Genomic DNA, 20,051 nt, shown 5'->3' on the forward strand with positions numbered 1-20,051 from the left:
TTTGCCCTAAATTTAATACTACCACTCAATACAATCGGTATTAAAAAGACTCTGGTCTGCCTTTATTTCGTTTTCCCATAAGATACGCATCCCGAAACTTTATAAAGTGATCCTCAAGCTTTTTAGCTGCGTCCATTTCACCCGCGAGTGCCAGTACTAAAATACCCACTTCAGCTGTGCCTAACTGATGCGCGTGAGGCGCAACTCGTAAGCGATAATCTGATAATTTATCAGCTGTTATAGACAATACGGGCAAGTTATCTAAATATGGGCTTTTACGAATCATTTTTTTCGCTTCACGCCATGTACCATCTAAAAATATAAATAACGGCTTTTTGTTAGGCTCAATATTTACTTGCGTAATAGCTCGCCCCTCTTCTACATCTTCAGCAGGAAAAATAACCATTGGCTGATATTGCTCATCATTAATGAGCGCTATTAGCGCATCATCTGGGTTAGTTCTATCCCACTTAAAAGCATGGTTATCAGGTATAATTTCGGCAATTAAACGCCCAGTATTCGAAGGTTTAAAACTTTCGTTATGGTACATCAATAAACACACTGCAGCATCACACTGCGCTTTCTCTACACCTTCACAAATGCAGTAGTGTTTTGCAATTAAGCATTGCTCACAACGTGCTAACTTAGCGCCACGGGCATTAAATTCGCGACGAGATTCACTAATTTGCTGAGCGCGTAATAACAGTACTGAATTATGGGATGAGTGAGTCACAGTGATTAATTACCTATAAATTGTTCGGCGCGTATTGTAGCTAAAAACGTGATGAATAGATATCAGCTATCAGCTATCAGCTATCAGCTATCAGCTATCAGCTATCAGCTATCAGCTATCAGCTATCAGCTATCAGCTATCAGCTATCAGCTATCAGCTATCAGCTATCAGCTATCAGCTATCAGCTATCAGCTATCAGCTCAAAATAAAATGGCACTTTATCAAAGCAAGCTTTGCTTATTTTTAAAATTAACAGTTATAAAAACAAAAAACCCAAGCCGTAGCTTGGGTTTTAAAAAAGCGGTGTTAGTTAAAAGAAATTACTTCTTCTTTTTAACTGCTTTTTTATTTGGTAAATCAGTGATTGAACCTTCAAAAATTTCAGCTGCAAGGCCAATTGATTCGTTCAATGTTGGGTGAGCATGAATAGTAAGCGCTAAATCTTCACCATCTGCCCCCATTTCAATACCTAAACCGATTTCGCCAAGCATTTCGCCCGCGTTAATACCAATCATGGCACCACCGATTATACGGCCGCTTTCTTTATCAAAAATAAGCTTAGTAGAACCTTCAGTACGAGAAGATGCAATTGCACGGCCTGATGCAGCCCACGGGAATACCGCAGTTTCAATGCTTAAACCTTGCTCTTTAGCTTCTTTCTCAGTAACACCTACCCATGCAATTTCTGGGTCAGTGTAGGCAATTGAAGGAATACATTTAGGGTCGAAGAAATGCTTCTGACCAGAGATAACCTCAGCAGCTACATGGCCTTCGTGAACCGCTTTATGCGCAAGCATCGGTTGGCCAACTAAGTCACCAATTGCAAAAATGTTGCTTACATTAGTACGTAACTGTTTATCAACGTTAATAAAGCCGCGCTCATCTACATTTACGCCTGCTTTTTCAGCATCAAGTAAATTACCGTTAGGCGTACGACCTACGGCAACAAGCACTTTATCGTAACGTACTGGTTCAGCTGGTGCGTTTTTGCCTTCAAATGTAACGTATAAGCCATCATCTTTCGCTTCAACACCCACAACTTTAGTTGAAAGCATAACGTTAAATTTATCGCTTACGTATTTTTGGTAAATTTTGATGATGTCTTTATCAGCTGCAGGAACTAATTGATCAGCAAATTCTACAACATCAATAGCAGAACCTAACGCGCGGTAAACAGTACCCATTTCAAGACCGATAATACCACCACCTAAAACAAGTAGTTTTTCAGGTATATCTTTAAGCTCTAATGCGCCCGTTGAGTCAATTACACGATCATCTTCTGGGATAAATGGTAAGTTAACTGGTTTTGAACCTGCGGCAATAATCGCATTGTCGAATGTAATAGTTGTTGTGCCGTCAGCACCTTCAACAGCTAAAGTGTTGCTACCTGTAAATTTACCATAACCTGGTACAACTTTAACTTTACGCATTTTAGCCATGCCGTCTAAGCCGCCCGTAAGCTGACCAACAACAGACTCTTTCCAAGAGCGGATTTTGTCTAAGTCAATTTGTGGTGCGCCAAAAGTAACACCATGAGATGACATTTCAGCTGCGTCATCAATTACTTTAGCTACGTGTAAAAGTGCTTTTGAAGGAATACAACCAACATTAAGACATACACCACCTAATGTTTCACGAGATTCTACTAGTGTAACTTCTAAGCCCAAGTCAGCAGCACGGAAAGCTGCAGAGTAACCACCCGGGCCACCGCCTAGTACAACAACTTGAGTTTTTAATTCGTTGCTCATGCTATTACCTTAATTGTTTGAACGGGACACTGCCCTAAAATTTAACTGCCATGTTTCTGCATGGGCAGAAAATCAGAGCAATTCACAAATAGTGCAAAGATTGTATCATTGCATATAGTAAAAATCCCAGCTAAAAACAACTGGCTGGGATTTGATTTTGTTTTTCTTACAAACATCAATTGAATTAAATTAGCGAGCAATTATCGTGACAAGAAAATAGCGCTATAACAAGGTAGAAATTACGCTGTATAGTTTTTCCTATATGAGTAATTTCTGACGCCGTTAAAGTGCTATTTAAATCGCTAGAGTGATCGCCTTTTTTATAAAATTGGTGTTACATCACTAATTGACGTATATCGCTCATGTAGCTTGCAAGTGTTGCTGTACAACGTGCTGCTAGTGCGCCATCAATCACTCGGTGATCGTACGACATAGATAACGGAACCATTAACTTAGGCTCAAACTCTTTACCGTTCCACTTAGGCTTAATCTCAGATTTAGATACACCTAAAATAGCTACCTCTGGTGCGTTAACAATCGGCGTAAATGCCGTACCGCCAATTCCACCAAGGCTTGAAATAGTAAAACAGCCGCCTTGCATGTCTGATGCAGTTAGCTTGCCTTCACGCGCTTTTTTAGACACGTCCATTAGCTCGCGAGATAACTCAATAATGCCTTTTTTGTCCACGTCTTTAAACACAGGAACAACTAAGCCATTAGGCGTATCTACTGCCACACCTATATTAATGTATTTTTTAAGTATCAAGCTTTCGCCATCTTCAGATAGCGACGAGTTAAACGTTGGGAACTCTGCAAGTACTTTAGCTGCAGCTTTCATCACAAACACAAGTGGTGTAATTTTAACGCCCAGCTTCTTCTTCTCGCTTAACACGTTTTGTTCTTTACGGAACGCTTCAAGACTTGTGATATCCGCTTCGTCAAACTGTGTTACATGTGGGATTTGTACCCAGTTACGGTGTAAGTTTTTACCCGATAACTTTTGAATGCGTGACAGTTTTTTCTCTTCAATTTCGCCAAACTTAGCAAAATCTACTTTAGGCCAAGGAATTAAGCCCAGCTCACTACCACCGGCGTTACCTGCTGATGCTGAAACTTGACCAGACTCAACTTGCTTCACTAGGCTTTTAACATAGTTTTGCACGTCTTCTTTAACCACACGGTATTTACGACCCGTGCCTTTTACGTTAGCTAAGTTAATACCAAACTCACGTGCTAAACGACGAACAACTGGCGATGCATGCGCATATGCGCTGTTGTTTTCAAAGCTTTCATTGTTAGCTTTAGCCGCAGGTGCAGCTTGTGCTGGTGCCGACTCGGTTTTTGCAGGTGCTGCAGCTGGCTTTTGCTCAGCAGGCGCAGATGCTTTTGCTGGTGCACTGCCCGCTACTTCAAAAACAAAAATAAGTGAGCCTGTTTTAACTTTATCGCCAGTAGCTACTTTAATTTCTTTTACAGTGCCTGCAAATGGCGCAGGTACTTCCATCGCTGCTTTGTCGCCTTCAACGTTTAAGATAGATTGCTCTTCTTCTACGCTATCGCCAACAGCAACCATGATTTCGGTTACTTCAACTTCGTCGTCGCCAATATCTGGTACATTTACTTCTTTTGTACTTGTTGCAGAACTTTCAGATTGCGCTGCTGGTGCAGACTCTTGCTTAGGTTCATCTGATGCAGGAGCGCTTGAACCAGCAACTTCAAAAACAAATACCAAAGAACCCGTTTTAACTGTATCGCCAGTAGCTACTTTAATTTCTTTTACAGTACCTGCAAACGGTGCAGGCACTTCCATAGCCGCTTTGTCGCCTTCAACGTTTAAGATAGATTGCTCTTCTTCTACGCTGTCGCCAACAGCAACCATGATTTCGGTTACTTCAACTTCATCATCACCAATATCTGGTACGGTTACTTCTTTAGTTGAAGAACCTGAAGCTTGAGCCGGGGCTGTTGATTCAGCAGGTGCTTCTGGTGCTGCATCAGCACCAGCGCTTTCGCCTTCAAATATAAACACTAAAGAGCCCGTTGTTACCGTGTCGCCAACATTTACTTTAATTTCTTTTACAGTACCCGCTTGCGCAGCAGGTACTTCCATTGAGGCTTTGTCGCCTTCAACTGTCAGTAAAGATTGGTCAACATCTACTTTGTCACCAACGCTTACTAAGATTTCGGTTACTTCTACGTCATCGCCACCGATATCTGGAACATTAATTTCAATACTCATTGCAAACCTCTTATGCGTACAGTGGGTTTAGTTTATTGGTGTCGATGTCGAACTTCTTAAGCGCGTCAACAACCACAGACTTTTCAACTTCACCGCGTTTAGCAAGTTCAGATAACGTTGCAACAACAACGTAGCTTGCGTTAACTTCAAAGTGACGACGTAAGTTTTCACGACTATCAGAACGACCGTAACCATCTGTACCCAACACTTTATAGTTATTGCTAGGAATAAATGAACGGGCTTGCTCTGCGTAGTTTTTCATGTAATCGGTAGCGGCAACAGTTACTGAGTCGTTTAATACGCTCGTAATGTAAGCTGTTTTTTGCTCGCTTTCTGGGTTAAGCATATTGAAACGCTCAACATCTTGGCCATCACGAGTTAATTCGTTGAACGACGTTACTGAATACACATCAGATGCAATACCGTAATCATCACTTAAAATCGCGGCTGCTTTACGCACTTCAGTCATGATAGTACCTGAGCTTAATAGCTGTACGTTGGCTTTTTTACCTTCATAGCTTTCAAGCTTGTAAATACCTTTACGAATACCTTCTTCAGCGCCTTCTGGCATTGCTGGCTGATGGTAGTTTTCGTTCATAAGCGTTAGGTAGTAGTAAATATTTTCTTGGTCGTCACCGTACATACGACGAATACCATCTTGTACAATTACGGCAACTTCAAATGCGTACGTTGGGTCGTAAGAAATACAGTTAGGAACCGTATTTGCAAGAATATGGCTGTGGCCATCTTCATGCTGCAGGCCTTCACCATTTAGCGTAGTACGACCGGCAGTAGCACCTAATAAGAAACCACGTGCTTGTTGGTCACCCGCCATCCATGCCATGTCGCCAACACGTTGGAAACCGAACATAGAGTAGTAAATGTAGAATGGGATCATTGGTAAATCGTTCGTGCTGTATGATGTTGCAGCAGCCACCCATGACGACATTGCACCTAGCTCGTTAATACCTTCTTGAAGTACCTGCCCTGATGTAGCTTCTTTGTAGTAAGAAACAATATCACGGTCTTGAGGGGTGTAGTTTTGACCATGCGGGTTGTAAATACCAATCTGGCGGAATAAACCTTCCATACCAAAGGTACGCGCTTCATCGGCAATAATTGGCACAATATTTTTACCAATGCCTTTATCTTTTAATAGAATATTAAGTGCGCGAACAAAGCCCATTGTGGTTGAAATATCACGCTTTTGCTCTTCAAGTAATGGCTTAAACGCTTCGACTTCTGGCAACTGTAACGTCTCAGAAAATTCTGCAATACGCGTTGGTGTATAACCTTTTAAGTCTTTACGACGAGCATGCAAGTACTTGTACTCTTCAGAGCTTTCATCAAGCTCTAAGTAAGGTAAGTCTTTAATTGCTTCTTCAGAGACTAAATCTTGTAGGCCTAAACGGTCACGTAAGTGTTCAACATGGCTCATATCCATTTTTTTCACTTGGTGCGCAATATTTTTACCTTCAGCTGCTTCACCCATGCCGTAACCTTTTACAGTTTTAGCAAGTATCACAGTAGGACGGTCGTTAGTTTGCTCGGCCTTTTTAAATGCAGCATAAAGTTTTGATGGTTCATGACCACCACGCTTAAGTGCAAAAATTTCGTCATCCGTCATATCAGCAACAAGGGCTGCTGTTTCTGGGTAACGACCAAAGAAATGCTCACGAACGTACGCGCCATCTTTTGCTTTATAAGTTTGGTAATCACCGTCAATTGTTTCGTTCATCAATTGTAGTAATTTACCTGTTGTATCTTTAGCTAGCAGAATATCCCAACCGCTTCCCCATACAACTTTAATTACGTTCCAACCAGCGCCTTTAAATAGGCCTTCTAGTTCTTGAATAATTTTGCCATTACCCATTACTGGGCCATCTAGACGCTGTAAGTTACAGTTAATTAAGTAACATAGGTTGTCTAGCTTTTCACGAGCAGCAAAAGAGATTGCGCCGCGTGATTCTGGCTCATCCATTTCACCATCACCTAAAAACGCGTATACACGTTGGTTTTTAGTGTCTTTTAGGCCACGGCCGTCTAGGTATTTTAAGAAACGCGCTTGGTAAATAGATGCAATTGGACCTAAACCCATTGATACTGTAGGGAACTGCCAAAATTCAGGCATTAATTTAGGGTGTGGGTATGACGGTAAACCTTTGCCATCTACTTCTTGGCGAAAGTTATCTAGTTGAGCAGCGCTTAAACGCCCTTCAACAAATGCACGAGCATAAATACCCGGAGAAATATGGCCTTGGTAATAAACTAAGTCGCCACCGTCTACGTCGTTTGGTGCTTTGAAGAAGTGGTTAAAACACACTTCGTAAAAAGCAGCTGACGATTGGTAAGACGCCATATGGCCGCCTAAGTCGAGATCTTTTTTAGATGCACGCAGAACGATCATAATCGCGTTCCAACGAATAATTGAACGAATACGACGTTCAAGATTCACATCACCTGGGTAAGCAGGCTCTTGATCTACAGGAATAGTATTAACGTAGTTCGTGGTAATACCCGTTGGCATATCAACGCCGTCTAAGCGGGCTTGCTCTAATACTTGCTCAAGTAAGTACTGAGCTCGTTCAACACCTTCTTCGCGCACAACTGATTCAAGAGCTTGTAACCACTCTTGTGTTTCTAGCGCGTCTACGTCAATTTTATTGACTTCAGACATATGGAGGTTTCCTTATGTTTAAAATACGAATGTTGTTAATTTAATACAACTGATACTTAACTTGTGTGTTCAAGTAATAGAGTATTAGCTTAATTTTGTTTGGTGCGTCTTAAACTACGTTCAATTCGCGAATATTCTTTGCCCGCTTCAAGTAATGCTTCTTCAATAAACGCTAAATGCGCATTACTTGCTAAACGAGCTTGCTCTGGATTGCCGTCAATAACCGCATCCATTAACAAACGCCTGTGCTGAGCTAACTGACTGCTAATATCTGGCTTTTCTAATAAAACCGTTAAATTTTGCAATACATTTTGTTCAAGCAGCGCTTGCATACCTCTAACCAAGTGCAATAACACAACATTATGTGAGGCCTCAGCCACACTAAAATGAAAGGCATTAATTGCTTTTGCTTTTTGCTGTAAGTCATCATGCGATAGCGCAATTTGATCAAAGCTTTGTTTTACTTTAGTAAAATCATTACTCGTTCCTCGTAGTGCTGCATAGTAAGCAGCAATACCTTCTAATGCATGACGAAATTCGAGTAAATCAAATTGTGATTCAGGGTGTTTACTTATCAGCTCAAATAATGGATCAGTTAGCCCTTCTTCAAGCTGATTTTTTACAAACGTGCCACCGCCTTGACGACGCGTAACGAGCCCTTTTGCCTCTAGCTTTTGGATGGCTTCGCGCAGCGAAGGACGAGACACTTCAAACTGTTTTGCTAGTTCACGCTCTGGAGGCAGCTTTTCTCCTGGTGCTAACGAGCCCTCAAGAATCATATTTTCGAGTTGCTGTAAAATAACATCAGATAATTTTGCTGCTTTAATCTTTAAAGACATGAATCAACGTCCGCGTTGTATAAATACCAAGCCCTAAAATTGGGGCTTAAAGTTATAAGATTTACCCAAAAGGTAAATTGGTCATACCAAGAATTTGCAATACGTTATCAAAAACCCATATAGCTGTCAATTTACAGGTTACTTGCACGGGGGTATTAGCGTAACGCATTTTGAACGAAGATCAAACAATACACAATATAGCTTAATTTTGAGTAACTGATAAGGCGGCCATTCAAATGGTCTGACCAGATGATTTTAGAGTTTTAACTCTATTTTTAAGGAGGGGCTAATCGCTATGTTTAAATAGAAAAGGTAACCAAAAAGCAAAGCACTTGGGCATCAATAAGTGCTTTGCTTTTAAATTGGCTGTAAAAATAAATAAGGTGTTAAGACAAACCACCAAACAGGGTAAGTAATGCAATTAAAACTAAATAAAAGAGCACATTACGCTTGACTAATTTAATCATACACGTTGCCTCGTAAGTGCAACCATAATAACGCTTCTCTACTTGCTCTGCTGCAAGCGCAGTATAGGTGACGACCTTTCGGTTAGGGCTTGAAAAATCAAGCGCATAATGTAACCAGCAGCTAGTGCCTTTATTAAAGTTACCAATCACTAAATAACCAAAACTCGCTATACGTGCCGGTAACCAATCCAACCAAAATAGTAGTTTATGTATAAGCTTAAAATGTTTAGCAAATATTACTTTGTGGTTGTCTCGTACTAAATCAGCAAAGGTACGTACAAGGGCATATAAAACAGCGCCTGGTGCCCCCAAAACCACAAACCAAAAAATAACCGCACAGTAAAACCTAAAGTTTACCCAAGCAAGCGTTTGCCCAAAGGTTTCGCCGCCTTGTTGATCTTCAGTGCGTTTTTGCCCCATTTGCAATGCATATAAAGAGGCTGCAGTACCATCATCTCGCGTAAGTGCATTTAAATAGGCTTTATATAAAGCGCGCTGCTTTGCACAACCAAAACAAACAAGTAAAACAGCAATATTAATAGCCAGCTCCCACAACACAAAGTTTGACAAGCTATAAATGCATGCCATGGCTACTACAGGTAAAAATAGCCAAATTAAAAAGCCAATTGCCGAGCTAAATAATCCGTTATGGGCAAGTAAGCGATTGGAGCGCTTTAAATAGCCATTGGCGTAATAGCTTATTTGCCAATAGTTAGACCGTGCCCCTAAACGCTCTAAAATTAACGCTAAAATAATAGATACTAAAATCATGACAGTGACTCTCTCAACTTGGTTGCTCAAGCATATTTAAAAATAATGGCCAGTTAAAGCTAAGGCCGGGGTCTGTTTTACGACCAGGTGCAATATCGCAGTGCCCCACAATACGCGAAGGGGTAATTTTGGGATAGCGCTGCATTATAGATTTACTTAAATTACATAACGAGGCGTACTGAGCGCTGGTATAAGCCGTTGTATCGGTGCCTTCAAGCTCAATACCAATACTATAATTATTGCATGCAGTTTGCCCTTCAAATTCAGATACGCCCGCATGCCAAGCACGCTTATTAAATGGCACGTATTGGACCACCTCACCAGTGCGTTTAATAAAGCAATGTGCTGATACGCGCAGCCCTTTTAAATCACCAAAGCTTTGATGAGCATTACAGTCAATACCCCCCATAAATAAATCATCCACAAAGGGGGTACCAAACTGCCCTGCAGGGAGTGAAATATTATGGATGACCAACAAGGTAATATCTGTGTGTTCAGGGCGCTCATCATAGTGCGTACATGCTCGCTGAGTTGCAGCTTCTAGAACCCCATTTAAATCTATTGCCATTACATTATTACCAAACTATTCATAACCTTGATGCTAAAGGATTTGTAAAAATAATGATAGTAACCAAGCCCCGCCTTAAAAGGTAGGCAATTAAAAGCGCCTTACATTTTGCTATTAAAGCTCTCCGCTATGCTCTAATAATTAAAAGCGCTTCTATTCATTATTTAAACATAGTAAAATTTTCTTTAATTTATTAATGCTTATGAGCTTTTAGCCATGTCTATTTCGCACACTTTACTTAGTCAACTTGTTACCCTTGCGCTCGACGAAGACTTAAACTACCAAACCGCAGCCGATGGTGACATTACTGCTCAGCTTATCCCACAAAACGAGCAAGCAAGTGCTAAAGTTATAACTCGTGAAGATTGCATATTTTGTGGAAAAGACATCATAATTGAAGTATTCAAGCAAGTGGATCCAACAGTACAAGTATCAGTACTTGTTAGCGATGGCGACGTTGTAACGGCCAACAGCACCTTGTTTACAGCAAAAGGATCAGCCCGCGCAATTTTAACAGCAGAGCGAACCGCACTTAACTTTGTACAAACTTTATCTGGCACAGCAACCACCACCGCGCATTATGTAAAAGAACTCAGCGGCACAACTACACAATTACTCGATACCCGTAAAACAATACCCGGCCTAAGAGCACTTCAAAAATACGCAGTTAAATGCGGCGGTGGCGCAAACCACCGCATAGGGTTATTTGATGCGTTTTTAATTAAAGAAAATCACATAGCAGCCTGCGGCGGTATAGATAAAGCAGTTGCTCAGGCAAAACTAAACCACCCAAGTAAACCGGTTGAAGTTGAAGTTGAATCGCTTCAAGAGCTAACGCAAGCCATAGACGCAGGCGCCGATATTATCATGCTTGATAACTTTAGCGTTGAACAAATTAAGCAAGCCGTTGTTTTAACTAACAAGCGCGCTAAACTAGAAGTGTCTGGCAATATGACGTTAGCAACACTCAAAACCTATTCTCAAGCGGGCGTAGACTTTATATCTAGCGGTGCATTAACAAAAAACTTACAATCAATCGATTTATCGATGCGTTTTGAATGATGTATGGCCAAAGTAATAATTTAGTTCTACATTTAATAAATGCTAAAGCGTTGACAAGTTAAAACAAAAGTAATTTAATAGTTAAAAATAACTAATTGTAACAATTTGTTAAATTAATTAGCTGTTTTAGGAAAAGTAACGTGCTATTAACTAAAATAAAATGATACACTTGTACTGTTTTATTATAAAAGCTCGTCATAAATAATGAGTTATTAACGTTTAAATTAAAGTTAATAAGCAACTTTTGTTATTTATTCCTACACTTTTATTGGCTGCTGGTAGACTTTATTTGCATCCAATTTATAAATAGCAAGTTACATATAAAATATAATGAATTCACACCTAGCTTTTGTGTTTCATACCCTAAAGCTAAAGTGCATATACAGCGCAGAAAATCTTATTCAAACCGAGAGATAGCGCAAAAAGTTTATTTTAAGCAAAACTGTAAAGTAAATCAGTTAAATTAAGTTCGGCATAATGCCAATTAAGTGATTTAACTTACACAATCTATCCTTTAGGAGAGGAAACATGAAAACAATGACTCAAAAACAACAGGGTTTCACCCTAATTGAATTAATGATTGTAGTAGCAATCATCGGTATTCTTGCAGCGGTGGCGTTACCTGCTTACCAAGACTATACTATTCGAGCTAAAGTTACTGAAGGTTTGTCACTTGCATCTGCTGCGAAAACAACTGTAACTGAAAATGCTATGAACGGAAATGCGTTAGATCAAGCCTGGGTTGCACCCACTGCAACAGATAACGTTACTTCTGTTGCAATCGCAGGAGCAACGGGTGTTGTGACAGTAACTTATACTGCTTCTGCAGGCAATGGAACTCTAACCCTTACACCAACTTCAGGAGGAGCAGCTCTAGCATCAGGCACTGTTCCAGCTGGTTCTGTAACATGGACTTGTGCTGCTGGGACGATTTCAACGAACTACCTCCCTTCAAGCTGCAGATAACCAGTTACTAAAGGTAGCCGAGTCATCTCGGCTACTAACTTCTCAAGAACCTAAGACTTATAATGGCTAAAAACAAAGATGGAAAAAAAAGCCTAGATACATTTCAATGGGTCGGTGTCAGCGCTCGTGGGAAACGTCTTGAAGGTGAACTAACTGGTAATAGCATTGCACTTGTTAAAGCACAATTACGTAAACAAGGCATTACCCCTTCAAAAGTTAAGCGTAAGCCAAAACCTTTATTTGGCATTCAAAGTGTTCAAAAAATCACTCCTAAAGATATAGCGCTTGTTACACGCCAAATTGCCACTATGCTAATGGCGGGTGTACCGCTTATACAAGCTATTGAAATGATTGGTTCAGGCTCTACCAATAAAAGCGTTGCTAAGCTAATGGAAACCATAGGCGATGAAGTAAAGGCAGGTCAGCCTCTATCGCAAGCACTTAGAAAACACCCTCGTTATTTTGACGACTTATATTGCGACTTAGTGGCATCGGGCGAGCAATCTGGCGCGCTTGATAAAATATTTGATCGTGTTGCTTTATACAAAGAAAAATCTGAAGCGTTAAAATCAAAAATTAAAAAAGCGATGTTTTATCCTATTGCAGTTTTGGTTGTAGCACTTATCGTTACCTCTATTTTGCTAATCTTCGTAGTGCCACAATTTCAGGATATATTCTCTGGCTTTGGCGCTGAACTCCCAGCATTTACTTTATTTGTAATCGGGATATCTGAGTTTATGCAAGCGTATTGGTGGATGATTTTAATTGCAATTGTTGGCTTTGGTTATGCGTTTAAAGAAGCCAAACTCAGAAGCTTAAAACTCAGAGATGCAACCGATAGAGCCATTTTAAAGCTCCCTGTCATTGGCATGATTTTAAATAAAGCAGCTGTTGCACGCTATGCCCGAACACTTTCAACCACTTTTGCGGCAGGTGTACCACTCGTTGATGCGCTGGACTCTGCAGCAGGTGCCTCCGGTAACGCAGTATACCGTTATGCTATTTTAGATATTAAAGCCGAAGTAAGCTCAGGTAACCAAATGAACTGGGCTATGCGTAACTCTAAAATATTCCCTGACATGGTTATTCAAATGGTGGCCATTGGTGAAGAGTCAGGTTCATTAGATGGCATGCTGGCAAAAGTAGCGACTATTTACGAGCAAGAGGTTGACGATGCGGTTGATGGCCTTTCAAGCTTACTAGAACCACTTATTATGGCGGTACTTGGTGTGCTCGTAGGCGGGTTGATTATTGCAATGTATTTGCCAATTTTCCAGCTAGGATCTGTCATTTAATTAATAAAAATTTACAGGAATTAAAGATAGCCTTGTTTTTATAAGGTTGGCGGCTAACGTCTTCTCATTGATTCTCTATCATTTTTTTGATAATTATTACACTTAATTTTTTAAAGCAGTTTTCAGGTTTATAATGCAAAGTATTATTGAAGTAATGCTAAGCCAACCCTGGTTTTATTTAACCACTGTTGGCTTAGTTAGTTTATGTGTAGGCAGTTTTTTAAACGTTGTTATTTACCGTTTGCCACTTATGATGCAACGTGAATGGCAAAGCGAGTGTAGGCTATTATTAGATGATGAGCTAAATACCAATCATGCTAAACAAAAAAATACCAGCGAGCCTTTTAATCTTGTAAAACCTAACTCTACCTGTCCTAAGTGCAAAACGGCCATTAAGCCTTGGCAAAACATTCCTATTATTAGCTGGTTAATACTTAAGGGTAAATGCGCAAGTTGTAGTCACCCTATCTCTATTCGTTACCCTGCAGTTGAGGCTGTTACGGCTCTATTAAGCTTAGTGGTTGCTTATACCTTTGGCGCAACAGAACAAGCATTATTATACATAGTGATCACCTGGGCACTTGTGGCACTAACCTTTATTGATATAGACCACATGTTACTGCCCGATCAACTAACTTTGCCGCTTGTTTGGCTGGCACTTATTGCCGCTGTTGGCGGAATTACAATTACGCCAAGCGATGCCATTATGGGTGCCGCCTTTGGTTATTTAAGCTTGTGGAGTGTTTTTTGGTTATTTAAACTGTTAACAGGCAAGGAAGGCATGGGCTATGGCGACTTTAAACTGTTAGCGTTATTTGGTGCGTTATTGGGTTGGCAATCGTTACTTACCATAATACTGCTTTCAAGTGTTGTTGGCGCCATTATTGGCATCGCTTTGTTAAGTATTCAGGGTAAAGATAAAGCAACCCCCATCCCATTTGGGCCTTACCTAGCAATTGCTGGTTGGATCACGTTACTGTGGGGTAACCAATTGCAAAGCGCGTATTTTAACTTAATTGGTTACTAACTTGAGTGCAGCCTAAAATGAGTGACACCATAAATAAAACATCACCTTGGGTTCTTGGCTTAACAGGCGGTATAGGCTGTGGCAAAACAGCGGTAAGTAATATGTTTGAGCAACTGTGTATAACAATAGTTGATGCCGACATTATTGCGCGCCAAGTTGTAAAACCTAAAAGCGATGGTTTAAATGCCATTGTGAGCAAATTTGGTCAAGGTATTTTATTGAGCGATGGCACACTCAACAGAAGCGCTCTGCGTGAACGTATTTTTACTAACAACGCTGACAAAGAATGGCTAAATACCCTATTACATCCACTCATTAGAAACAAAATACATAACGATATTACTACCGCTAAAAGTGCATACGTTGTTCTTGTAGCGCCACTTTTGTTTGAAAACGGCCTTGATAAATTGTGTAATCGAACGCTACTGATTGATATACCTCAAAGTGTTCAAATAGAGCGCACGGCATCGCGTGACAATGTAAGTGTTGAGCAAGTAAAAGCGATTATTGCAGCGCAAATGTCACGCGAAGACAAACAAAAAAAAGCAGATGATATTTTAAATAACGACCGCGCACTTACCGACGTTAACCACGACTTATTAACGCTGCATAAAAGTTATCTACACATGGCACAAATGCTAGTAACTTAAATTGTAAAACAGAGTCAAAACAAACTAATCTCCTATATTAAATAATAAATTTAGCCTAGATTGTGAAGAGTAATGTAATCCCCTTCTTTTTTCTGATAAATTACTCTCTCTGAAGGATTAAAAAGGTGCGCAATGAATATTAACTCACCGTTATTAAGAAAGTTTCTTACGCTTGGGCGTATTGATGCCGATACGGTAAAAGCAAAGCAGCAAGAGTTTGCCTCAACAGCTGAACTGATTTCTAAATGCGGAAAAATAGACAGTAAAGAGTTAGCAGAGCAATGTATTGATTTGTTCCGTGTTCCCTATTTTGATTTAAAAGACTTTGACCCTGCGTCTATTCCTGCCGACCTTGTAAAAGAAAAACTGATCCGCAAGCACCATATTTTACCGCTGGTCCAAAAAGGCCGAAAGGTTTATGTGGCAGCCTCTGATCCAACCGATTACGGCGCATTCGAAAACTTTGAATTTAGTACCGGCTTTTCATGCGAAATTGTCGTTGTTGATTATATTCAGCTTGATAATAAAATTGAGCAATTGCTAGACGCAACCGGCAGCTTAAATTTAAGCGAAGATGAGTTTAAAGAATTTGCCGACCTAGACACCGAAAGCCAAAAAGAATCTACACCACAAGATGATGATAAAGACGATGCGCCTATTATTGTTTACATTAACAAAATTTTAATGGACGCGATAAAAAAAGGCGCATCAGATCTACATTTTGAACCTTACGAGCACAAGTACCGCATTCGTTTTCGTATTGATGGCATTTTACACGAAGTGGCAAGCCCACCTAATACATTAGCAACTAAGCTTTCTGCTCGTATTAAAGTAATGTCGCGACTTGATATTGCCGAAAAGCGCAAACCACAAGATGGCCGAATTAAATTAAAAATTACTGAGCGAAAAAGTATCGATTTTCGTGTCAGTACGATGCCAACGCTGTGGGGCGAAAAAATAGTAATGCGTATTCTTGATTCATCAAGCGCTATGCTAGGTATTGATGTACTTGGTTACGAAGAAGAACAGAAAAAGTTATACATGGATGCACTTGGTCAACCACAAGGTATGATACTTGTTACAGGCCCAACCGGTTCAGGTAAAACGGTCTCTCTTTATACGGGTTTAAACATACTAAACCAACCTGAGCGCAACATTAGTACCGCTGAGGATCCGGTTGAGATAAACCTGGAGGGAATAAACCAAGTACAAATTAACCCTAAAGCAGACATGACCTTTGCTAATGCGCTACGTGCGTTTTTACGTCAAGATCCCGACGTGGTAATGGTGGGTGAAATACGTGACCTTGAAACCGCAGAAATTTCAATAAAAGCGGCGCAAACGGGTCACTTGGTTTTATCTACGTTGCATACCAATTCAGCGCCAGAAACCATTACCCGACTATTAAATATGGGCGTTCCCGCCTATAACGTAGCCAGCTCTATTAGTTTGATTATTGCACAGCGGTTAGCACGTCGTTTATGCCCAAAATGTAAAACGCCAGAGCAATTGCCAAGCGAAGAGCTATCTCGCCAAGGGTTTAGCACAGCGCAAATTGACGATATGACTCTATATGCACCTAAAGGGTGTGATAGCTGTACCGATGGCTACAAAGGCCGTGTCGGTATTTACGAAGTAATGCAAATTACACCAGAAATTGCACAAATAATTATGCGCGGCGGTAACTCATTAGAAATCGCAGAGGTATCATTAAAAGCCGGTTTTAATAATTTACGCCTATCGGGTTTACGTAAAGCCGCTGATGGTTTAACGTCACTTGCAGAAATAAACCGCGTAACCAATATGTAAAGCTATTTAGCGCTTTTTATTATTATAGCGAGCGCTAATGACTAACCTAAGCTCTGGAAGTTAAAAAGTTTAACCAGCCTTTAGGCTAAGAAAAATGTAGAGAGTAAAACATGCCTACTGTTGTAAACTGTCCGACCTGTAAAACAAATGTAGAGTGGTCTGAGCAAAGCCCTCATCGCCCATTTTGTTCTAAGCGTTGCCAACTCATTGACCTAGGTGAATGGTCGTTTGAAAATAATAAAATTTCAGCACCCATTACATCAGCAGATCAAATAAACCAAGACATGATTGAAGACATAGAAGCCATGATGGCTAAAAACGAAGATGACTTTTTTAAGTAATGTCATAAAGTATCTATAAAAACAAAAGCCAGCTAATTGCTGGCTTTTTAGTGCTTAAGCTAAAATATAAGGTTATGACAACCTATATTTTGGCAAATTAACCTCTTTGCTTACGGTGCTTTTTGTCCATACGCTTTTGCATTTTAGCAAACTTCTCTTGCTGCTCAGCGTTAAGTACCTGCATTACTTGGTGCTGCGTTTTTAGCTTAATTAAACCAAACTCTTCGCCTTTACTTTGGCGTGCATTCAATAGCTCTTTAGCTGCATTTTCATCAAATGTTGCAGCGCTAAGTAATGCATCCATTTTGGCTTTATGCGTTTCACGCATCGCTTTACGTGCTTCTTTATCGCCGCCTCGTAAGGCTTTCATTTGCGTTTTTTGTGCTTCAAAAATAGCTTTAAGCTTGGTTTGCTGCTCGTCGGTTAAATCAAGCTTGTTGGCGCCGCGCTCAGAGAGTAAAAAACGCGCTTGAGAGTTGCCTTGCTTATCATGCATGCCGCCTTTAGCTAATACGCTGCCTGCGCCAAGAGTGGCTGTTGCTAGGCCACAAATAAGTACTAATTTTGAAAGTGTATTTACTTTAGTCATAATCATCACCTTAACTGTTGGGTTGGTTGTGGTTAGCTGTCGTTGTGACTACCTAGCCAGTGAGTTAACTATAACTAACTCAACGCAAAGTAACGCAAAGCAGTGTAAAGGTTGTGTAAAGATTCACTTTTGGCCAATTAAGGGCGTAAAATAAAGGAATGACATATTACCTAAGGGTTTGTAAATGAAACTATTAATGATTGACGATGATACGGGTCTTTGTGAATTACTAAGCGAATACCTTTCAGCCCAAGGGTTTGAAGTACAGAGCGTACACGACGGAGCACAAGGCCTAAAGCTAGCTCAAAGTAATGATTATGCATTAATATTGCTTGATGTCATGCTACCTACTTTAGATGGCTTTGAAGTACTAAAACAGCTTAGGCAAACAAAACTTACGCCCGTTATTATGCTTACTGCGAAAGGGGAAGACTTTGACCGTATTTTTGGATTAGAGCTAGGCGCTGACGACTACATACCAAAGCCGTTTAATCATAGGGAGTTACTAGCCCGCGTAAAAGCAATTACTCGCCGCATTGAGCATATAAATAGCTTAAGTGTTACTAACACAAATAAGCTGCTGGTTAATGGGGTGACAATTAATCTTGCAGCAAGAGAAGCCTCAATTGATGAAAATACGCTCACGCTTACTGGCACAGAGTACGAAATACTCGCGCTTTTATGTAAAAATGCTAGCGAAGTTGTTAGTAAAGAACAAATAAGTGAAGAGGTACTAGGCAGACGTTTAGCATCGTTCGACCGCTCTATTGATATGCATGTTAGTAATATCCGGAAAAAAATAGCAGAACACATCAAAACCGAACGAATTAAAACAATGAGAGGCACGGGTTATGTTTTCATTCAAGGCGAATAAGCCCAGCGCTTTTTATTGGCTTAAGCACCCTCAGCATTACTTATTTTTTAAAATATTTACATGGTTTTGGCTGACTATAATCGGCACTGTTACCGCGCTTATTTTTTTTAGTAATATAGGCGCTCTTAACTTAGTAAGTAACGAGCCATTACAAGGGCCAATAGAAAAAAACTTAGCCTATACCGCTAAAAGCATAGAACGCTCTGCATTTAAGCATAAGCGTTCGCTTAATAGTATTCTTTCACATACACGACTTTCTAAACGTAAGCTATTATATTTAAGCGCTGAGCAATCTGAAGACTCGCTAACCAATAAAACCGTTCCAGCAAATATAGATTTAAGCCTGCTTAATTTTACAAAAAACATGCCGCCACAAGTTGTGTTTACAGAGCAATACCAAGCATTTGGCCCTGTTCAATTAACACTACCCGAAGGCACTTTTTATTTATATGAAATAGACATAAACAATCAGCCTCCTTTATTTATACGCTTAAAGCTAATGCCTGGCTGGATAAAAATATCAATTGCTATTAGCGCGTCTCTAATTTTAAGCTTTTTGTTTAGCCGTAATTTAATAGCGCCTATAAATAGCTTAAAAAAAGCGGCTGTAAAACTATCTTCTGGCGACTTGAGCGCACGCGCTTCTATTTCAGCAAACCGAAAAGACGAATTGGGTGTTCTTGGCCGTGACTTTAACAGCATGGCAAACCAATTAGAGCTGCTAATAAGCTCACAAAAACGTTTGCTCGCCGATATATCTCATGAATTGCGCTCCCCTCTTACTCGATTAAAAATGGCAACAGGGTTAGCACAAATGCAAGCAAACGAAGCAAGTCAGCCCTACTTAGTAAGAATAGAAAAAGAAGCGAACCAACTCGACAAAATGATTGCTGACGTTTTGCAAGTCTCTCGTTTAGAGGCGAAAAGCCAAACCCTTTCGCTGCAAAAACAATCGCTACAAGTTATTGTTGAACACGTATTAAACGATGCACAATTTGAGGCAAAGCAATATAATAAACAGCTAACAATATCTGGCGATACAAAAGTAACCATTAACTGCGATGAAGCCCTTATTGCCAGCGCGCTCGAAAACCTACTGCGTAATGCTATTAAGTATGCAAATAACACTATAAATATAAACCTATCGCATGCAGATACCGTACATATTGAAATATGTGATGATGGCCCTGGTGTACCAAATAATCAGCTTGATAAGCTATGTGAGCCGTTTTTTAGGCAATCTGATGCAAGAGACAGAGTCAGTGGCGGAACCGGTTTAGGCTTAGCTATCGCAAAAAATGCAATTACAGCTCATAATGGCACGCTTGTTTTATCTAATAAAGATCAGGGCGGCTTGTGTGCTAATATCACACTGCCAATAATCAAAGAGTAAACC

At 40.2% G+C, this 20,051-nt stretch carries 17 protein-coding genes; 9 read left to right on the forward strand and 8 right to left on the reverse strand.

Annotation, left to right across the window (positions count from 1 at the left end):
* Positions 1 to 40: 40 nt before the first annotated feature.
* The 7 genes from ATS76_RS13265 to ampD form a co-directional block, all read right to left on the reverse strand.
* Entirely contained in the window at positions 41 to 733 is a 693-nt protein-coding gene (locus tag ATS76_RS13265) for a tRNA-uridine aminocarboxypropyltransferase (protein ID WP_058552509.1), read from the reverse strand.
* A gap of 320 nt (positions 734 to 1,053) precedes the next feature.
* Positions 1,054 to 2,481, reverse strand: coding sequence for a dihydrolipoyl dehydrogenase (gene lpdA, locus ATS76_RS13275; protein ID WP_039038017.1), 1,428 nt, complete (start codon positions 2,479 to 2,481; stop codon positions 1,054 to 1,056).
* 334 nt (positions 2,482 to 2,815) lie between these two features.
* Positions 2,816 to 4,720: a pyruvate dehydrogenase complex dihydrolipoyllysine-residue acetyltransferase gene (gene aceF, locus ATS76_RS13280; protein WP_058552511.1), complete on the reverse strand. Its 1,905-nt coding sequence runs from the start codon at positions 4,718 to 4,720 to the stop codon at positions 2,816 to 2,818.
* Between the two features lie 10 nt (positions 4,721 to 4,730).
* Positions 4,731 to 7,397, reverse strand: a complete 2,667-nt coding sequence (aceE, locus tag ATS76_RS13285) for a pyruvate dehydrogenase (acetyl-transferring), homodimeric type (RefSeq protein WP_058552512.1) — start codon at positions 7,395 to 7,397, stop codon at positions 4,731 to 4,733.
* Between the two features lie 89 nt (positions 7,398 to 7,486).
* A complete protein-coding gene (pdhR, locus tag ATS76_RS13290; protein WP_058552513.1) occupies positions 7,487 to 8,236 on the reverse strand; it encodes a pyruvate dehydrogenase complex transcriptional repressor PdhR in 750 nt (249 codons plus the stop codon).
* A gap of 386 nt (positions 8,237 to 8,622) precedes the next feature.
* Positions 8,623 to 9,474 carry a beta-lactamase regulator AmpE gene (gene ampE, locus ATS76_RS13295; RefSeq protein WP_058552514.1) on the reverse strand — a complete coding sequence of 284 codons (852 nt, stop codon included), beginning with the start codon at positions 9,472 to 9,474 and terminating at the stop codon, positions 8,623 to 8,625.
* Between the two features lie 13 nt (positions 9,475 to 9,487).
* Positions 9,488 to 10,042: a 1,6-anhydro-N-acetylmuramyl-L-alanine amidase AmpD gene (gene ampD / locus ATS76_RS13300; RefSeq protein WP_058552515.1), complete on the reverse strand. Its 555-nt coding sequence runs from the start codon at positions 10,040 to 10,042 to the stop codon at positions 9,488 to 9,490.
* A gap of 216 nt (positions 10,043 to 10,258) precedes the next feature.
* Here ampD and nadC point away from each other — a divergent pair, with 216 nt between their 5' ends.
* The 7 genes from nadC (at position 10,259) to yacG (ending at position 17,192) form a co-directional block, all read left to right on the forward strand.
* The gene (nadC, locus tag ATS76_RS13305) at positions 10,259 to 11,104 is read left to right on the forward strand and encodes a carboxylating nicotinate-nucleotide diphosphorylase (RefSeq protein ID WP_058552516.1); all 846 of its coding nucleotides are present in this window, start codon (positions 10,259 to 10,261) and stop codon (positions 11,102 to 11,104) included.
* 528 nt (positions 11,105 to 11,632) lie between these two features.
* Positions 11,633 to 12,070, forward strand: a complete 438-nt coding sequence (locus tag ATS76_RS13310; protein WP_327078155.1) for a pilin — start codon at positions 11,633 to 11,635, stop codon at positions 12,068 to 12,070.
* 62 nt (positions 12,071 to 12,132) lie between these two features.
* A complete protein-coding gene (locus ATS76_RS13315; RefSeq protein ID WP_058552517.1) occupies positions 12,133 to 13,365 on the forward strand; it encodes a type II secretion system F family protein in 1,233 nt (410 codons plus the stop codon).
* A gap of 133 nt (positions 13,366 to 13,498) precedes the next feature.
* Entirely contained in the window at positions 13,499 to 14,392 is an 894-nt protein-coding gene (locus ATS76_RS13320; RefSeq protein ID WP_058552518.1) for a prepilin peptidase, read from the forward strand.
* 17 nt (positions 14,393 to 14,409) lie between these two features.
* The gene (gene coaE / locus ATS76_RS13325; protein ID WP_058552519.1) at positions 14,410 to 15,042 is read left to right on the forward strand and encodes a dephospho-CoA kinase; all 633 of its coding nucleotides are present in this window, start codon (positions 14,410 to 14,412) and stop codon (positions 15,040 to 15,042) included.
* Positions 15,043 to 15,174: 132 nt separating this feature from the next.
* On the forward strand, positions 15,175 to 16,851 hold the full coding sequence (gene pilB, locus ATS76_RS13330; protein ID WP_058552520.1) for a type IV-A pilus assembly ATPase PilB: 1,677 nt from the start codon (positions 15,175 to 15,177) through the stop codon (positions 16,849 to 16,851).
* A 110-nt stretch (positions 16,852 to 16,961) separates the two neighbouring features.
* A complete protein-coding gene (yacG, locus tag ATS76_RS13335) occupies positions 16,962 to 17,192 on the forward strand; it encodes a DNA gyrase inhibitor YacG (protein ID WP_006794561.1) in 231 nt (76 codons plus the stop codon).
* 97 nt (positions 17,193 to 17,289) lie between these two features.
* Here yacG and ATS76_RS13340 read toward each other — a convergent pair whose 3' ends face one another.
* Positions 17,290 to 17,781: a Spy/CpxP family protein refolding chaperone gene (locus tag ATS76_RS13340; RefSeq protein WP_058552521.1), complete on the reverse strand. Its 492-nt coding sequence runs from the start codon at positions 17,779 to 17,781 to the stop codon at positions 17,290 to 17,292.
* Positions 17,782 to 17,965: 184 nt separating this feature from the next.
* Here ATS76_RS13340 and ATS76_RS13345 point away from each other — a divergent pair, with 184 nt between their 5' ends.
* The gene (locus ATS76_RS13345; RefSeq protein ID WP_058552522.1) at positions 17,966 to 18,655 is read left to right on the forward strand and encodes a response regulator transcription factor; all 690 of its coding nucleotides are present in this window, start codon (positions 17,966 to 17,968) and stop codon (positions 18,653 to 18,655) included.
* Positions 18,633 to 20,048, forward strand: coding sequence for an ATP-binding protein (locus tag ATS76_RS13350; RefSeq protein ID WP_058552523.1), 1,416 nt, complete (start codon positions 18,633 to 18,635; stop codon positions 20,046 to 20,048). Before ATS76_RS13345 ends, ATS76_RS13350 begins: the two co-directional genes overlap by 23 nt.
* The last annotated feature ends 3 nt before the right edge of the window (positions 20,049 to 20,051 follow it).

It is taken from the genome of Pseudoalteromonas sp. 10-33 (assembly GCF_001469195.1).
GTDB lineage: Bacteria > Pseudomonadota > Gammaproteobacteria > Enterobacterales > Alteromonadaceae > Pseudoalteromonas.

What these genes read in the sequence shown, in the direction of transcription:
- nadC (WP_058552516.1), top strand. Translation starts at nt 10,259, where the DNA reads ATGTCTATTTCGCACACTTTACTTAGTCAACTTGTTACCCTTGCGCTC.
- lpdA (WP_039038017.1), bottom strand. Translation starts at nt 2,481, where the DNA reads ATGAGCAACGAATTAAAAACTCAAGTTGTTGTACTAGGCGGTGGCCCG.
- ATS76_RS13350 (WP_058552523.1), top strand. Translation starts at nt 18,633, where the DNA reads ATGTTTTCATTCAAGGCGAATAAGCCCAGCGCTTTTTATTGGCTTAAG.
- ampE (WP_058552514.1), bottom strand. Translation starts at nt 9,474, where the DNA reads ATGATTTTAGTATCTATTATTTTAGCGTTAATTTTAGAGCGTTTAGGG.
- pilB (WP_058552520.1), top strand. Translation starts at nt 15,175, where the DNA reads ATGAATATTAACTCACCGTTATTAAGAAAGTTTCTTACGCTTGGGCGT.
- ATS76_RS13345 (WP_058552522.1), top strand. Translation starts at nt 17,966, where the DNA reads ATGAAACTATTAATGATTGACGATGATACGGGTCTTTGTGAATTACTA.
- yacG (WP_006794561.1), top strand. Translation starts at nt 16,962, where the DNA reads ATGCCTACTGTTGTAAACTGTCCGACCTGTAAAACAAATGTAGAGTGG.
- ATS76_RS13310 (WP_327078155.1), top strand. Translation starts at nt 11,633, where the DNA reads ATGAAAACAATGACTCAAAAACAACAGGGTTTCACCCTAATTGAATTA.
- aceF (WP_058552511.1), bottom strand. Translation starts at nt 4,720, where the DNA reads ATGAGTATTGAAATTAATGTTCCAGATATCGGTGGCGATGACGTAGAA.
- ATS76_RS13340 (WP_058552521.1), bottom strand. Translation starts at nt 17,781, where the DNA reads ATGACTAAAGTAAATACACTTTCAAAATTAGTACTTATTTGTGGCCTA.
- ATS76_RS13320 (WP_058552518.1), top strand. Translation starts at nt 13,499, where the DNA reads ATGCAAAGTATTATTGAAGTAATGCTAAGCCAACCCTGGTTTTATTTA.
- aceE (WP_058552512.1), bottom strand. Translation starts at nt 7,397, where the DNA reads ATGTCTGAAGTCAATAAAATTGACGTAGACGCGCTAGAAACACAAGAG.
- pdhR (WP_058552513.1), bottom strand. Translation starts at nt 8,236, where the DNA reads ATGTCTTTAAAGATTAAAGCAGCAAAATTATCTGATGTTATTTTACAG.
- ATS76_RS13315 (WP_058552517.1), top strand. Translation starts at nt 12,133, where the DNA reads ATGGCTAAAAACAAAGATGGAAAAAAAAGCCTAGATACATTTCAATGG.
- ampD (WP_058552515.1), bottom strand. Translation starts at nt 10,042, where the DNA reads ATGGCAATAGATTTAAATGGGGTTCTAGAAGCTGCAACTCAGCGAGCA.
- coaE (WP_058552519.1), top strand. Translation starts at nt 14,410, where the DNA reads ATGAGTGACACCATAAATAAAACATCACCTTGGGTTCTTGGCTTAACA.